Source organism: Bradyrhizobium sp. (genome assembly GCF_017881085.1).
Lineage (GTDB): Bacteria > Pseudomonadota > Alphaproteobacteria > Rhizobiales > Xanthobacteraceae > Bradyrhizobium.
Map to the genome: position 1 here is coordinate 1 of NZ_JADGRI010000116.1, position 14,497 is coordinate 14,497.

The 14,497-nt window shown below is 62.0% G+C and carries 15 protein-coding genes; 8 read left to right on the plus strand and 7 right to left on the minus strand.

Features of this window, described 5'->3' with window-relative positions; genetic code table 11:
• On the plus strand, positions 1–259 hold a 259-nt coding region (locus QZ213_RS13155; protein WP_291686507.1), incomplete at its 5' end, for a hypothetical protein.
• Between the two features lie 122 nt (positions 260–381).
• Here the strand turns inward: QZ213_RS13155 and QZ213_RS13160 are convergent.
• The 6 genes from QZ213_RS13160 to QZ213_RS13185 all read right to left on the minus strand — a co-directional run bounded on the left by QZ213_RS13160 (position 382) and on the right by QZ213_RS13185 (position 6,950).
• Positions 382–918: a hypothetical protein gene (locus QZ213_RS13160; protein ID WP_291686508.1), complete on the minus strand. Its 537-nt coding sequence runs from the start codon at positions 916–918 to the stop codon at positions 382–384.
• A gap of 262 nt (positions 919–1,180) precedes the next feature.
• A complete protein-coding gene (locus QZ213_RS13165; RefSeq protein ID WP_291686509.1) occupies positions 1,181–1,807 on the minus strand; it encodes a hypothetical protein in 627 nt (208 codons plus the stop codon).
• A gap of 370 nt (positions 1,808–2,177) precedes the next feature.
• The gene (locus QZ213_RS13170; protein ID WP_291686510.1) at positions 2,178–2,975 is read right to left on the minus strand and encodes an enoyl-CoA hydratase/isomerase family protein; all 798 of its coding nucleotides are present in this window, start codon (positions 2,973–2,975) and stop codon (positions 2,178–2,180) included.
• A gap of 84 nt (positions 2,976–3,059) precedes the next feature.
• Positions 3,060–4,265 carry an aminotransferase class V-fold PLP-dependent enzyme gene (locus tag QZ213_RS13175; RefSeq protein WP_291686511.1) on the minus strand — a complete coding sequence of 402 codons (1,206 nt, stop codon included), beginning with the start codon at positions 4,263–4,265 and terminating at the stop codon, positions 3,060–3,062.
• Positions 4,266–4,389: 124 nt separating this feature from the next.
• Positions 4,390–5,673, minus strand: coding sequence for an MFS transporter (locus QZ213_RS13180; RefSeq protein WP_291686512.1), 1,284 nt, complete (start codon positions 5,671–5,673; stop codon positions 4,390–4,392).
• Positions 5,674–5,741: 68 nt separating this feature from the next.
• Positions 5,742–6,950: an alanine--glyoxylate aminotransferase family protein gene (locus tag QZ213_RS13185; protein WP_291686513.1), complete on the minus strand. Its 1,209-nt coding sequence runs from the start codon at positions 6,948–6,950 to the stop codon at positions 5,742–5,744.
• Between the two features lie 124 nt (positions 6,951–7,074).
• Between QZ213_RS13185 and QZ213_RS13190 the strand changes: the two genes are divergently transcribed.
• From QZ213_RS13190 to QZ213_RS13200, 3 genes are all read left to right on the plus strand, one after another.
• Positions 7,075–7,815 carry a GntR family transcriptional regulator gene (locus tag QZ213_RS13190; RefSeq protein WP_291686514.1) on the plus strand — a complete coding sequence of 247 codons (741 nt, stop codon included), beginning with the start codon at positions 7,075–7,077 and terminating at the stop codon, positions 7,813–7,815.
• A 119-nt stretch (positions 7,816–7,934) separates the two neighbouring features.
• Positions 7,935–10,889, plus strand: coding sequence for an FAD-binding and (Fe-S)-binding domain-containing protein (locus QZ213_RS13195; protein ID WP_291686515.1), 2,955 nt, complete (start codon positions 7,935–7,937; stop codon positions 10,887–10,889).
• A 30-nt stretch (positions 10,890–10,919) separates the two neighbouring features.
• Positions 10,920–11,348: a heme-binding protein gene (locus tag QZ213_RS13200; protein WP_291686516.1), complete on the plus strand. Its 429-nt coding sequence runs from the start codon at positions 10,920–10,922 to the stop codon at positions 11,346–11,348.
• Between the two features lie 184 nt (positions 11,349–11,532).
• On the opposite strand, the gene QZ213_RS13205 is transcribed toward QZ213_RS13200, so the two are convergent.
• Complete coding sequence (locus QZ213_RS13205) at positions 11,533–12,177, minus strand: hypothetical protein (protein ID WP_291686517.1); 645 nt, start codon at positions 12,175–12,177, stop codon at positions 11,533–11,535.
• 341 nt (positions 12,178–12,518) lie between these two features.
• Between QZ213_RS13205 and QZ213_RS13210 the strand changes: the two genes are divergently transcribed.
• The 4 genes from QZ213_RS13210 to QZ213_RS13225 all read left to right on the plus strand — a co-directional run bounded on the left by QZ213_RS13210 (position 12,519) and on the right by QZ213_RS13225 (position 14,091).
• On the plus strand, positions 12,519–12,782 hold the full coding sequence (locus QZ213_RS13210; RefSeq protein ID WP_291686518.1) for a hypothetical protein: 264 nt from the start codon (positions 12,519–12,521) through the stop codon (positions 12,780–12,782).
• 33 nt (positions 12,783–12,815) lie between these two features.
• Positions 12,816–13,148: a hypothetical protein gene (locus QZ213_RS13215; protein ID WP_291686519.1), complete on the plus strand. Its 333-nt coding sequence runs from the start codon at positions 12,816–12,818 to the stop codon at positions 13,146–13,148.
• 86 nt (positions 13,149–13,234) lie between these two features.
• On the plus strand, positions 13,235–13,456 hold the full coding sequence (locus QZ213_RS13220; protein WP_291686520.1) for a hypothetical protein: 222 nt from the start codon (positions 13,235–13,237) through the stop codon (positions 13,454–13,456).
• 179 nt (positions 13,457–13,635) lie between these two features.
• Positions 13,636–14,091: a hypothetical protein gene (locus QZ213_RS13225; protein ID WP_291686521.1), complete on the plus strand. Its 456-nt coding sequence runs from the start codon at positions 13,636–13,638 to the stop codon at positions 14,089–14,091.
• The last annotated feature ends 406 nt before the right edge of the window (positions 14,092–14,497 follow it).

Here is a 14,497-nt window from a genome sequence, read left to right on the forward strand (position 1 = left end):
GTGGCGTAAGGACAGCCGAATTTCAATTACGATCCCGGAACTCGAATTGGCGATAGCGGAAGCCGTCCAGAAGGCTGCGCCTGATTGTGAGGCGTTCGTCGGCGTGATTGTCCGGCGAACCAAACCGGCATCGCGTTCTGATGTAAATTGGCGGCTTCAAGGAATAAAGTTCGGCAATGCGGATAGAAAGATTGCCAGCGAAGCCCTAACGACCATCATCGAACGCATGCAGCGAGAAATTAGACTTTCCGAACACTGATCTACGCCACTGCCGGTTTTGGGTTTATCGGTTTGGCACGCGTCGAACCATGGCTCCGGATCGGATCTCTTGGCAGAATCCCCTCCTAATCGGAGCATTCTAGTCGGGGCGACGACCAGAACCTATTGGCAGGAATGGCGCCGTCCGTCGTACCCCCTGTAACTGCCGGCTTTCCGATCGTAAGTCCGGTAGCGCTGGCAGCCCGCTGAACCCATCGAACGCCTGCGTGGCTTTTCCTTAACGCGCTTCGATAGTGAGACTGTTTCAACCGATTTATCAATCGATTGGGTATTCTCCGGTCCCTCGGCCGCCGATTGCTCGACGGCGCGCTTCTCCTCCACTGTCACGGGTCTATGCTCCGCAGCGGCGGGCTGTTCTTCCACAGCAGACGGCTTCTGCTCAGCGGAGGGTTTGTCTTCCGCAGAAGGCGGTTTCTGCTCCACGCCCTTTTCGCGGTGCTGTTCTATGAACCCTTTGCATTGAAATGGGAATACGATTTCTCCAGAAGCGGTCAGCCCGATCGGCATACAGCCACCGGGCGGCGCGTCTTCCTTCACTGAAGGTTCCGCTGGAGCGACGCTCGGGTTCACGGTGCCAGTTGTCTGAGCGAACACAGCACCGCTCATCGTCATCAAAAAAATGCACCACAACAACCGCATTCAGCCCATCCCCGACCGCTTTAATGATACCCGACAAATACCCGTCAAAATCTGACGATGGTTTGTCGTTAGCGTGGCGGAAATGGTACTCGTCGCAAGAGTCAATCTCGGTTCTTTTCCTCAACCGGCGGTTCAGAAGTTCATGGGGCTTCTTGTAAATGGTTGTTGGCCGGCAACAATGTCGCCCGTCCGGTTGCTGTCCCTATGCGGGGACAACTGTGGATTTTGGCTCGATCGGCAACGCAAGCATGCGCCCCCTCCGTCAAGCTGTTAATCGATCTGGCGCTCCGGGCCACCAATCGCAAATCAACTTCTGCCGGTTCTCGAATTGGTGGGAAAGATCGGCGAAAGGCCGTTCCTTCGCGGGAATTGCCGCCTCGATCCTGCCGACGGCTTTCGCGCCTTCCTGCGCATCTTGCTCGCCGCTAAATCGGTGAATTTCGAAGCCGCGATAATTGGGCATCATGTGTTGAAAGCCGAGATGCGACAGCCAGCTAATCTGCAACAACTCGGTCAGCGAGAGATCAACGCGGATCCTTCCCTCGGCAGGCGCCTTCCGTCTTATGCCCGCAGCATGCCCCTTCAGCCAACACGCCTCTCCAATTGCGTCTCCCAATCGCCAAAGTAGCGCATGATAGGGATCCGTCGATCCATCCGCCGCTTTACGACGTTTCCCGGATGCGGCTTTCAGTGCCGTTAGTGCTTCGGCCACGCTCGCGGGAACATTCTGGCCATTCAATTCGTAGTGAGAACTGACGCCTCGAAGAATCTCGCGAGTAGCGTCCTCCTCGCCTCGGCGGCGTCCATTCTCAAAGTACGACCTCGCGCAGGACCACCCGGCGAAGACCAAGGCGACGAGCAAGGCACCAAGAGCGAGAAGAATATCCACAGCCCCAAAACACCAATTTGGCCCGAAACGTGATCGGGCAACTACCCTCGCCCAAATTTAGTCCGGTTTCGTTAATGCAATCATAAGGGGTGGTGATGCAGCCGGCAATTCGGACGACTGGGCAACAGCAATCCCCGTTGGAAGCGCGGCGGGCAGGAGAATAGCCGTACGCTCGAGCGGTCCTGCTCGGCAGGAAACTTGCTACGAACGCAACGCGCGCTTTCCCGCCCTTCCACTCCACAACGGTGGCAAGCTCCGCCCGGTTGCAACCGGTTCGTTCCTCGCGCCATTCTGCCGGTAGCGGGTGGCTCCGACCCCAGAATTGAGGCCCCGTTGCTTGGACACGCTGGCCGATGTTCAGGCCAGGGAATCAGCTGCCCTTCCAGTTCGGCGTGCGCTTGTTGAGGAAGGCATCCATGCCTTCGCGAAAATCCTCGCTCATATAGGCGCGAAGGATCAGGTCCCGGCCCTCCTCGCGCGACAACGTCCGCCGGATCCGCAGCACCGCTTCCTTGGCGGTCTCCATCGTGATCGGCGCATGGCCGGCCACGAGTTTTGCGGTTTCGTCGACGCGGCGCTGCAGCGTCGGCACGTCCGGCACGATTTCGTTGAGCAGACCGAGCGCCAGCGCCTCGGGCGCCTCGATCAGTCGCGCCGTGAAGATCAGATCCTTGGTCCGCGCCGGCCCGACCAGCGCGACCATCCTGGAGATATTGGACATCGACAGGCAATTGCCGAGCGTGCGCGCGATCGGGAAGCCGAACCGCATCGCCGCGGTGCCGATGCGAATGTCGCAGCAGGCGGCGATGCCCGCGCCACCGCCGGTGCAGGCGCCGGCGATGGCCGCGATGGTCGGCACCCGGACCTTTTCCAGCGCGCCCAGCACGCGGTCGATCCGCTCTTCATAGTCGATCGCATCCTGCGCGGTCTTGAAGGCGCGGAACTGCGAGATGTCGGTGCCCGACGCGAAGGCCTTGTCGCCGGTGCCGGTGAGGATCATCACCTTGATCGAGCGGTCTTCATTCACGCTCGCGCAGATCTCGGCCATCCGCTCGTACATCGCAAAGGTCAGCGCGTTGCGGGCCTGCGGACGGTTGAAAGTCAGCCGCGCGATGCCGTCCTCGACGACATAGAGAAGGTCTTCGGTCGCTGGTACCGGGGCGTTCATTGCGCGCTCTTTCTGTTCTTGCATGCGGAAAGGTCTTCGAAGTGCGCGAGGATCGCCCACTCCGGCACGAATTCATACCGGCGTTTACGCAACCGCGGCCTTCGATTTCGGCATCGACACCACGTCGCGTCCCTTCAGGACGTCCATGGCGGCGATCACGCCGCCGCCGCGATGCGGCACCTTGGCGAGATCGAGGCCCATTTCCACGCCTGCCAGCGTTCCCATCAGCATCAGGTCGTTGAAATGTCCGATATGGCCGATCCGGAATGCCTTGCCCTTGAGCTTGCCGAGGCCGGTGCCCAGCGACATGTCGAAGTTTTCCAGAATCACCTTACGCAACGCGTCGGCATCGTGGCCTTCAGGCACCATCACCGCGGTCAACGCCGCCGAATAGCCGTGCGGGTCGAGGCAGACAAGGTCCAGACCCCATGCCTTGACCGCGGCGCGGGTCGCCGCGCCATGACGCATATGCCGGGCCCAGACGTTCTCGAGCCCCTCCTCCTCCAGCATCGCAATCGCTTCCTTGAGCGCGAACAGGAGATTCGTGGCCGGCGTGTAGGGGAAGGTGCCGAGCTTGTTGATCGCGATCATGTCGTGCCAGTCCCAATAGGACCGCATCGACTGGTTCGCCTTGGAGGCCGCCAGCGCCTTTTCCGAGACCGCGTTGAAGCTGAGGCCCGGCGGCAGCATCATGCCCTTTTGCGACCCGCCGACGGAGATATCGATGCCCCAGGCGTCGTGCTCATATTCGAGCGAAGCCAGACCCGAGATGGTGTCGACCATCAGCAGCGCCGGGTGGTTGGTGCGGTTGAGCGCCTTGCGGACTTCGAGCGGATGGGTGACGCAGCTGGTCGAGGTCTCGTTGTGCACGACGCAGACGGCCCTGATCTTGTGCTGGCGGTCGGCGGCGAGCCTGGCCTCGATCTCCTCCACATCGGCGCCGCGCCGCCAGTCGGTCGGCATGAACTCGATATCGAGCTTGAACTTCTCGGCGATACCGCGCCACAGCACGGCGAACTGGCCGGTCTCGGCCATCAGCACCTTGTCGCCCGGCGACAGCGTGTTGACGATCGCGGCCTCCCACGCGCCGGTGCCCGACGCCGGATAGATGATGACCGGCTGCCTGGTGCGGAAGATGCGCTGGCAGCCCGCCAGCACCGCATGACCGAGTTCGGCGAATTCCGGACCGCGGTGATCCAGGGTCGGCATGTCCATGGCCCGCAGCACCCGGTCGGGCACGTTGGTCGGTCCTGGAATCTGGAGAAAATGCCTTCCTGTGTGCAGGGTCATCTGGCGTCCTTCCCGGGGGCGGTATTTGTGGTTTCGCAAGCGCTCGAATATCACTATTCGGCGGGCTTGTCCCCTGCCCGGCGGACGCCGTCAATCCCCGAAAAGGCGGGCTTTGCTGGTTTTGCTACCCCGCGGTGAGCGGCCTCGCTGAGGGAGCCATGGCATCGCCCTCCTCGAACGGCGTTTCGGGGTGCATCAGGAACGCCGAGAAGCCGCCGAGCAGCAGCAATCCCATCGACATCAGGAACGGCAGATACCAGTTGCCGGTGACGTCGATCACGTAACCAGCCACCAGCGGCGACACGATCGCCGCCAGCGCCGAGCCGGTGTTCATCAGCCCCGCGGCCGTACCCGAATATTTCGGGGCAATGTCCATCGGGATCGACCACATCGGGCCGATAGTAATTTCGGCGAAGAAGAATCCCCCGGACAGGCACAACGCGACCACAGTGATATCGTGAATGAACAGGATCGGCAGCAGCGACAACAGGGCCCCGGTGAAGCCCGAGATCGTCACGCTCAGCCGCGCGAAGCGGACGTCGCCCGTCTTCCTGAGAATTCGGTCGGACAGAATTCCGCCGAGGCTGTCGCCGACCACGCCGGCGAAGAAAACGCCCGACGCGAACAGCGCCGAGTTCTTGATATCGAGGCTGTAGCTATTCTTGAAAAACAGCGGCAGCCAGTTGAGGTACAGCCACAGGGTCCAGCCGTAACAGAAATAGGTCAGCGTGACCGGCCACATCCGCCGCAACAGCGGTCCCCACGGCACCTCGGGCCGCTTGTCGAGCGAGCGCGGCGGCAGCGACGCCAGCTCCGCGTCGGTAATGTCAGGATGATCCTTGGGCTCGTTGCGAAAATACAGCGCCCAGACCACGCCCCACGCCAGGCTGACAAGGCCCAGCGCGACGAACGAGCCACGCCAGGTCAGCCAGGCCATCAGTACCGCGATCAACGGCGGCGTTGCGGCGTTGCCGAGCCGGGCGAAGGCGTGGGTGAGGCCTTGCGCGAAACCGCGTTTGTCGGCGGGCGTCCAGTACTGCATCGCGCGCGTCGCCGTCGGGAAGGTCGCGCCTTCGCCAAAGCCGAGCGCGACGCGGGCGATGAACAGCGTCAGCAGGCTGGTGACGAAGCCGGTCGCGATCGTTGCGACCGCCCAGATCAGGCCGCACCAGAACAACGTCTTGCGCGGCCCCAGGCGGTCTCCGATCCAGCCGCCGATCACCTGGAACAAGAGATAGGGATAGGCAAAGGCCGAGAACACCAGGCCAAGCTGGGTATTGCTGAGGTGAAGCTCCTTCTGGATTTCGCTGGCCGCCGTGCCGATGTTGACGCGGTCGACATAGGTGATGAAGTACATGATGCACAGCATCGCCAGCACGACATGGGTGACCTTGAACCGAAGCCGCATTCTCTCACTCCCGAATTCGTTCTTGTTGCTTTTGAAGCTGCGTCGATCGGCCCGCGCGCGATCGACCGTCAGGTCTTGACGACCTTCAGATGCCCGGGGGAATTCGTCGTCGGGCGCTCTTCCAGCGACTGCATGGCAGCATCGATGCCGCCAGCCCGGTGCGGCACGCCGGCGGCGGTGAGGCCCATCTCCACGCCCGACAGGGCGCCCATCAGGGTTAGCTCATTGCACTCGCCGAGATGGCCGATGCGAAACACCTTGCCTGCGACTTTGCTCAGGCCGGAGCCGAGCGACATGTTGTAATTGTCGAGCACGATCTTGCGGAACTTGTCGGCATCGTGCCCCGGCGGCATCAGCACCGCCGTCAGCACCGGCGAATATTCCGACGGCTCGAGGCACAGCACTTCCAGGCCCCAATGCGTGACGGCGGCACGCGTGGCGGCCGCGAGACGCTTGTGCCGCGCGAACACCTGATCGAGCCCCTCCTCCAGCAGCATCGCGATCGCCTCGCGCAGGCCGTAGAGCAGGTTCGTGGCCGGCGTGTAGGGAAAGAAGCCGGCCGCGTTGGGCTTCAGCATTTCTTCCCAGTCCCAATAGGACCGCGGCATCTTGTTGGTCCGGGCCGCGGCACGCGCCTTTTCGGAGATGGCGTTGAAGCCGAGCCCGGGCGGCAGCATGAAGCCCTTTTGCGAACCGGCAACCGTGACGTCGACCTTCCACTCGTCATGCCGGTAATCGACCGAGCCGAGCGAGGAGATCGTATCCACCAGCAGCAGCGCGGGATGGCCGGTACGGTCGATCGCGGCGCGGACGTCGGCAACCCGGCTGGTGACGCCGGTCGAGGTCTCGTTATGCACCACCATGACAGCCTTGATGGCGCGCGCCGTGTCCTGCGCCAGCCTCGCTTCGATCGCGGCGGGATCGACGCCGTGGCGCCAATCACCCGGGATGAAATCGACCTCGATGCCCCAGCGCGCCGCCATCTGTTGCCACAGCGTGGCGAAGTGGCCGGTCTCGACCATCAGTACCTTGTCGCCCGGCGACAGCGTATTGACGATCGCCGCCTCCCAGGCGCCGGTGCCCGAAGAGGGAAAGATGATGACCGGCGCAGAGGTCTTGAAGATATTCCGGCAACCATCGAGCACCGCCATGCCGAGCTCGGCGAATTGCGCGCTGCGATGGTCGATGACCGGCATATCCATGGCGCGGAGCACGCGATCCGGCACAGGACTGGGGCCAGGAATCTGCAAAAAATGGCGTCCCCGATGCGCTGTCATGGGATCTTTTTCCTTCCAATCCGAACCATTCGGCCATATTGCATTCAATTTATACCGCATCAATCCAATAATTGTTTACATTTTTGGATCGACGGCATTGCCGTCACAGCCTATGTTTCGCTCCATGAAACCCCTGATTCCAAGTGACGCCACCTCCACAACGGCGCTTGCGGCCGGCGCGGCTTCCGACCGGGAAGACCAGTCGCTGCACGACGAGATCCTGACGCGGCTGCGCGACCACATCGTCGAGGGCAATATCCCGGACGGCGGCCGCATTCCGGAACGGCAGCTTTGCGAGATGTTGGGCATCTCGCGCACGCCGCTGCGCGAGGCGCTGAAGGTGCTGGCCGCCGAAGGATTGGTCGAGTTGCTGCCTAACCGCGGTGCCCGCGTGCGGCAGCTGAGCGAGCGCGACCTTGCCGAATTGTTCGACATCATGGGCGGCCTGGAAGGCCTTGCCGGCCGCCTTGCCTGCGAAAACATTACCGATGCCGAAATTGCCGAGATCGAAGGGCTGCATTACGAGATGTACGGCTTCTATCTGCACCGGGACATGCACGGCTATTTTCGCGTCAACCAGCTGATCCACCAGAAGATCGTCGAGGCCGCGCGCAACGCAGCGCTGCAGAGCACCTACGCCAGCCTCGCGGGCCGGATCCGCCGGGTGCGCTACGCCGCCAATTTCGCCCGCCAGCGGGAGCGCTGGGGCGAGGCGATGCGCGAGCACGAGACCATCCTGGACGCGCTGCGCCGCCGCGCCGGCAGCGAGCTCAGCGACATCCTGTTCAAGCACCTGCGCAACAAGCGGACCGCCGCCGTCGAACATCTGAACGAGGGCGCGCCGTCCGCGTCCGAGCCGGCTTGATCGGCCAGAGTCAGGCGATATTTTGCATTCAAAATCAGAAAACGGGCGGGAAAGCTGCATCTCATTCCCGCCCGGCTTCCGGGCAAGCATAATCCGGCCGCGGCGGCAACGGGGATAGGATGGCCAAGGGCTCCAAGGGTTCAACGACACTCGAAGACCGGCTCGCGCGCGAAATTTCGGGCGACGTGTTTTTCGATTCCTTCAATCGCGGCCGCTATGCGACCGACGCCTCGTTCTACCAGATCATGCCAGCCGGCGTGGTGGTGCCAAAAACCATGGACGAGGCGCTGCGGGCGCTGGCGATTGCCCGCGACGCCGGGCGGATCGTCACGCCGCGCGGCGGCGGCACCTCGCAATGCGGCCAGACCGTCAATGACGGCATCGTCGTCGATTTCTCCAAACACCTGAACCGCATCGTCTCGCTCGACGTCGAGAACCGGACCTGTGTGGTCGAGCCAGGCATCGTGCTCGACGACCTCAACCGCCAGCTCAAAAGGCATGGCCTGTGGTTTCCGGTCGACGTTTCCACCGCATCGCGGGCGACAATCGGCGGCATGGCCGGCAACAATTCCTGCGGCGGACGCTCGCTGCGTTACGGCACCATGCGCGACAACACGCGCTCGATGGACGCGGCGCTGGCCGACGGCACGCTTCTGCATTTCGGCGAGGTCGCGCGGGATCTTGCGCCATCGGGCGCGAACGACGGCGGGCTTGCGCTGTTTCGCGACATGCTCGATCTGGGCGCGCGCGAGGCGGACGAAATCGCGGAGAAATTCCCAAAGGTGCAGCGCCGCGTCGGCGGCTACAATCTCGACGCGCTGGTGCCGCGCAACACGCCGAACAACATGGCGCATCTGTTGGTGGGTTCCGAAGGGACCCTCGCCTTCACCACCCAGGTCGAGCTGAAGCTGTGGCCGGTGATCCGCAACAAGGTGCTCGGCGTCTGCCATTTCGGCAGTTTTTACGAGGCGATGGATGCCGCCCAGCATCTGGTCAAACTGCGGCCCATTGCCGTGGAGCTGGTCGATCGCACCATGCTGGCGCTGGGGCGCGAGATCGAGATGTTCAAGCCGATCATCACCACCGCCGTGCGCGGCGATCCCGATGCGGTGCTGGTCGTCGAGTTCGCCGAAGAGGAGCAGGCCGACAATGTCAGGCGATTGAAGGCGCTCGGCGAGCTGATGGCCGATCTCGGCTTCGGCTGGAACAACCCCAAACGCAAATGGGGCGGCGTGGTCGAGATCACGGAGCCCGCGCTGCAGACCGCCATCGCCGAATTTCGCGCCGCCGGCCTCAACGTCATGATGTCGATGAAGCAGGAAGGCAAGCCGGTCTCCTTTGTCGAGGACTGCGCGGTGCCGCTGCCGCATCTGGCCGATTACACCACCCGGCTCAACGATATCTTTGCCAGGCACGGCACCCGCGGCACCATGTATGCGCACGCCTCCGAAGGCTGCCTGCATGTGCGCCCCGTCCTGAATCTGAAACTGGAAAAAGACGTCAAGGCGATGCGCGCCATTGCCGAAGAGACGTTTGCCATGGTGCGCGAGTACAAGGGCTCGCATTCCGGCGAGCACGGCGATGGCCTGGTGCGCTCGGAATTCCACGAGACCATGTTCGGCCCGCGCATCATCGAGGATTTCAGGGCGGTCAAGCACCGCTTCGATCCGGACAACGTGCTCAATCCCGGCAAAATCGTCGATACGCCAAAAATGGATGATCGCGCGCTGTTCCGCTATCCGCCGGACTACCGTGTCACCGAGCTCAAGACCGCACTCGACTGGTCGGCCTGGCCCGGCGCCGGCGGCGGCTTTCAGGGCGCGGTCGAGATGTGCAACAACAACGGCGCCTGCCGCAAGCTCGAGGGCGGCGTGATGTGCCCGTCTTTTCGCGCCACCCGCAACGAGAAGGACGTCACGCGAGGCCGCGCCAACACGCTGCGGCTGGCGATCTCCGGCCAGTTGGGTCCCGACGCTCTCGCCTCCGACGAGATGATGGAAACGTTAAAGCTCTGCGTCTCCTGCAAGGCCTGCCGGCTGGAGTGTCCGACCGGCGTCGACATGGCCAAGATGAAGATCGAGGTGCAGGCGGCGCGGGCGGCAAAGCACGGGCTGTCGCTGAGGGATCGGCTGGTCGGCTATCTGCCGCGCTATGCAGGGCTTGCCGCGCGCGTTGCCCCGCTCGCCAACTGGCGCAACAACAGCCCCCTGCTGCGAAGACTGTTCGAAAAGTTCGCCGGCATCAGCGCGCAGCGCACGTTGCCGGCGTGGCGACGCGATGTGTTCGACCCCGCCGCCGAGGTAGTCGGCCCTGTTGACGGCCGAGAAGTCGTGCTGTTCGCCGATACGTTCAATCGCGCCTATGAACGGGAAAATCTCGACGCCGCACTGCGCGTGCTGGTCGCGGGCGGCTATCGCGTCCACATTCCCAAGCCGGCGGATGGCGCCCGGCCGCTATGCTGCGGGCGGACGTTTCTCTCGGCGGGCCTCGTCGATCACGCCCGCGCCGAACTCGACCGCTTGGTCGCGACCTATGCGCCGTTCGCCGCGCGCGGCGTTCCGATCATTGGCCTCGAGCCGAGCTGCCTGCTGACGCTGCGCGACGAGCTGCTTTCGTTGCGCTCGGACGACACCGCCAAGAGCGTCAGCACGCAGGCGCTGCTGTTCGAGGAATTTCTGGTGCGCGAGGCCGAGGCCGGGCGTCTCGCCCTGCCGCTTGGCCCTGTCGCCAGCAAGGCGCTGGTGCACGGCCATTGCCATCAGAAATCGTTCGGTGCTTTCAAGCCGGTTGAACAGACGCTCCGGCTGATACCGGATCTGAAGGTCGAGACCATCGAGTCCAGCTGCTGCGGCATGGCCGGCGCCTTCGGCTATGGCGCCGACACCTATCAGGCCTCGATCGACATGGCCGAACTGGCGCTGCTGCCGGCGGTGCGCGGCGCCGGCGCCGACGCGCTGATCGTCGCCGACGGCACCTCGTGCCGGCACCAGATTGCCGACGGCACCGACCGCGCGCCCCTTCACGTCGCCCGCGTGCTGGCGATGAGCCTCGACAGTGCGCGCTCCATCCCCTAATCCCGTCCCCACCCGCAAAGGAACCGATCCATGTCCGAACTGACCCTCGACGTCGCCCGCAAGATCCTCGATGCCGCGCTTGCCAAAGCGGTAGAAAAGAAGCTGAAGCCGCTTGTCGTCACCGTGCTGGACGCGCGCGGCTGCGTCAAAGTCTCCGCGGCGCAGGACGGCACCAGCCTGCTGCGCAGCGAGATCGCGCACGGCAAGGCCTATGGCGCGCTCGCCATGGGCATGGGATCGCGGGCGCTGTTCCAGCGCGCGCAGGAGCAGGCCTATTTTGTAGATGCGGTGAACACGCTGGCGCAAGGCCGGCTGGTGCCGGTGCCCGGCGGCGTGCTGATCCAGAGCGGCGGCGCGCTGCTCGGCGCCGTCGGCATCAGCGGCGACACCTCGGACAATGACGAAGCCTGCGCGATCGCCGGCATCGAGGCCGCCGGATTGAAGGCCAATCCGGGGTAGCGAGCGAGCTGCGGCTGCGGTCCACTACGCATGGGCCAAGGACGGAGAAGTGATCCTGCAAGTAACTGCGATCGGTCCCACCGGCAACGTGGCAGTTGCATCAAGGAAGGAGGGCGAAGGGCCAGTTTAGCAGGCAGCAATAGAGGGGCACGGCGCCGCGTAGGCGAGCTCAGCCGCCGAAAACCTATCCCGCGCCCTGTCCCGGTGTCGGCGCTGGATGCAGCGGCGCGCCTCCAACCGAAAAAGGTCCGACAGGTTTGTCCGGCACTCGAGATGTTTTCTTGCGCGACGTTCTGACCAACCGGGCGCGAAGGTTTGGCTGTGTGATGGAGGACGTGGTCAGCGGCCCCTGCGCATTTTGCAGGGAGTCCACTCGCGCAATCAGCGAGGAGATTTGATTGGATATTGTTTTCAGATTGGTCTGTTGAGCCATGAAGCCTTGCCTCAGGGACTCCAGGGTAGCTGCGCCTTGCTGCAACATAGCTGTGTTTTGCTGCAGAACGGCTCCATTTTCCTGCAGCGCAGCTGCATTTTGTTGCTGAGCCGATTGAATATCCGTCAGCGTGGCCTTGACGGCGGGATCAGGTATTGGAGCTGAAGCCGTCTCGCGTGAAAACAGTTCAGCGAAGCTACTGAAATTCGGCAGCGCAATATTGAACTGCGGCAAAGCATATATGGCCACCGCACCAAGGACGACCAAAACCAATGAGGAAACAACCACCGCCGGCGTTCGGCTGGATCGCCTGTTCAGGACTACAGGCGCTTTGTCGAGTTGCGACTCTTTGTTCGGTATCTCAGCTTGTGGTTCTTTTTCCGGTGTCTCAGCCACCTGCGTTCGCCTCGAATCAATGGGACCGAGCTCGCGTGGACGATCCAGCGAAGGCTCCTTTGCGCGATTGCCCACCTAAAATCAGCTTAGATCATGGACTTATATAGTTAATGCCCGGTTATCGTTTCGGCCCCCGGCGAGGCGCATCAGCCGCAGGCGCCAAAACTTCCTGGCCGATCAGCGCTGGCTCGGCCATCGGGGCGCGGATCCACAATCAAACCTCAGGAGACCGCGACATCGTCGGGCGGCGTTGGGTTTATTAGGCTTGACGGTGGCACATATTCTCGCATGCTACTCATCTGATTTAAGCCTCACTTTTTTTGACAATTAGGAATTCTGTCATGAGATCAATTTGGCCCGCGACTTTTGTTGCGGCACTTGTATCGATTGAACCATCCTTCGCTCAAAAGATTGTCGACCCCAATGCCGTAGCACCGGAATATCGCGAGGCTGCAGAAAAGCGCCGTGCCGAGCAAATCAAGCAGCGAGAATGCGCTCACAAGGCGGACGAAGCTAAAGTAATCCCTAGAGACCGGACCGCTTATCTCATAAAATGCCTGGCAGAAGATGGTCCCGCCCCAACTGCGGCAGACGCCCGTCGATAATAGCAGCAATATGGTCGACATCAGCGGCATTGAATGATCCTCGATATCCTCACAGTTCTATTTCTCGTTGGGGGTTTTGTTCTTCTTTTCCGTCTGATCAAGCAATGGCGCCGCGATCGTGGAACTGCCAGTCTTACCCTGCGCTCGATCGGGTCCAGCGAGTACGCCGTAATCGAAGACGGAAATTTGGTCGGCCGGATCATGCTGGCGGGTGAACCCCCCTCCGAAGTCTGGCTATGGAATTGCAACCTTCCAGGAGCCGGCGTTTCCAGCGGAACGGCTGCCAGCCTTGACGAGGCACAGGTGGAGTTTCGACTTGAATGGAAAAAAAGGAAGATCGGACTGCAGAAGGCGAAAGGGAAATAAGGAATGTCGCCGTTCAATTACTGGTTCCCCGACTCAGCGGAAGGTGGCATCTTTCTCGTGGGGGTAGGTCAAAGCGAGTATCCGCGATGACCCACAAAGTGATCAGTCCAAGTTTTGTAATTCCAACGGCGCTGGCCATCGTGCTGGGAATCGTTCTCGCGGTCGGCGGCGTCTATTTGGGGCACTACCTTGGCCCCGTCGATCAGGCGGAAGCCAATCAGTCCGTGGCCGGGAGCCGCGGGAGTACTGAGCTGCCCCCCGACGGGCGCCTTTCGCGCATTCACCTGCTGCTTTCCAATATGAAATGAGCCGCGCCGCCAGGCGCGGCCGTTTCGTACGCCGCTGTTCTTGACGCCTATCGCTGGGTTACTGTTTCATGATGCTGTGGGGGCTCTCTTCGGGGACTGATTGCCACGCAGGTGTCTGGACCGGTGCCGAGCGAAAAGTGAAGATTCTCTGAGCTGACACTCGGTGAGGAGCGACGGCCATGGCAGACGACCACAGTGACGACTACAAGCTCACTTTGGCACAGCAATTTTTCGGAAAGACTGCTGCCATCCTCAGAGGAAATCCGCCAGGCTCCAGTACGGACGGTATTTCGGAAGCTGAGGCAACCTCCGTTGTTGAGGGACATTCTTCAGTCAGTGGAAGTTCACCACCGACCACCTCCCACGCAAAGGCGGGAGAAGGTAAAGCGCAGCAAAAACAACTCAAGACGGCGGCGGACCTTGCCGAAATGATTGAACTTGACCTGGCGCGACACCCTGATTGTCCTAAGGTCGGATTTCGAGTCACGGTCTACGGTGGGACGCATTGGCGAGCGATGTTGACGATCACCCCGGCAGCTGGAGGCATTCGCAATCCGCAGGAATGGCGAGACCTTACTAACGATCTCGCTGAGCGGCTCCGTCAGCGGTATAATTTGAAGGTGTCGCCGCCATAGAGCCACTGGGATGAGGCCATTCGGCGATCTTGATATTAGGCTGGCGACGTCAGGATACGCACGCCTTGGGATGAGGCCAACGCGTTGCAAAGGCCATTACAAAGCGCTCAAGATCGTGGCGCGCGGGCCGAAATGGGGGACGAGACAGCAAGCCCCGCGGTCATGATCTCCGATGTGATCCCCGAACGCACCTACAAGTCCGATCCACAGGAAATTCACCCGCATGCAGGTCCAGCGGAGCGAATAAACGGCGACGCCAACAAATCGCCCGACTCAGAATTCGTTCTAGTACGAGTGTGTAGTAGAGGGGTCAGTAGATGTCGCATATGTCCGCCAAGAAGTCCTACCTGGCAGTGACCGTCAGCGCACTCGTTTTCGGCACGCTGCTATCGTTAGGCACGATCCT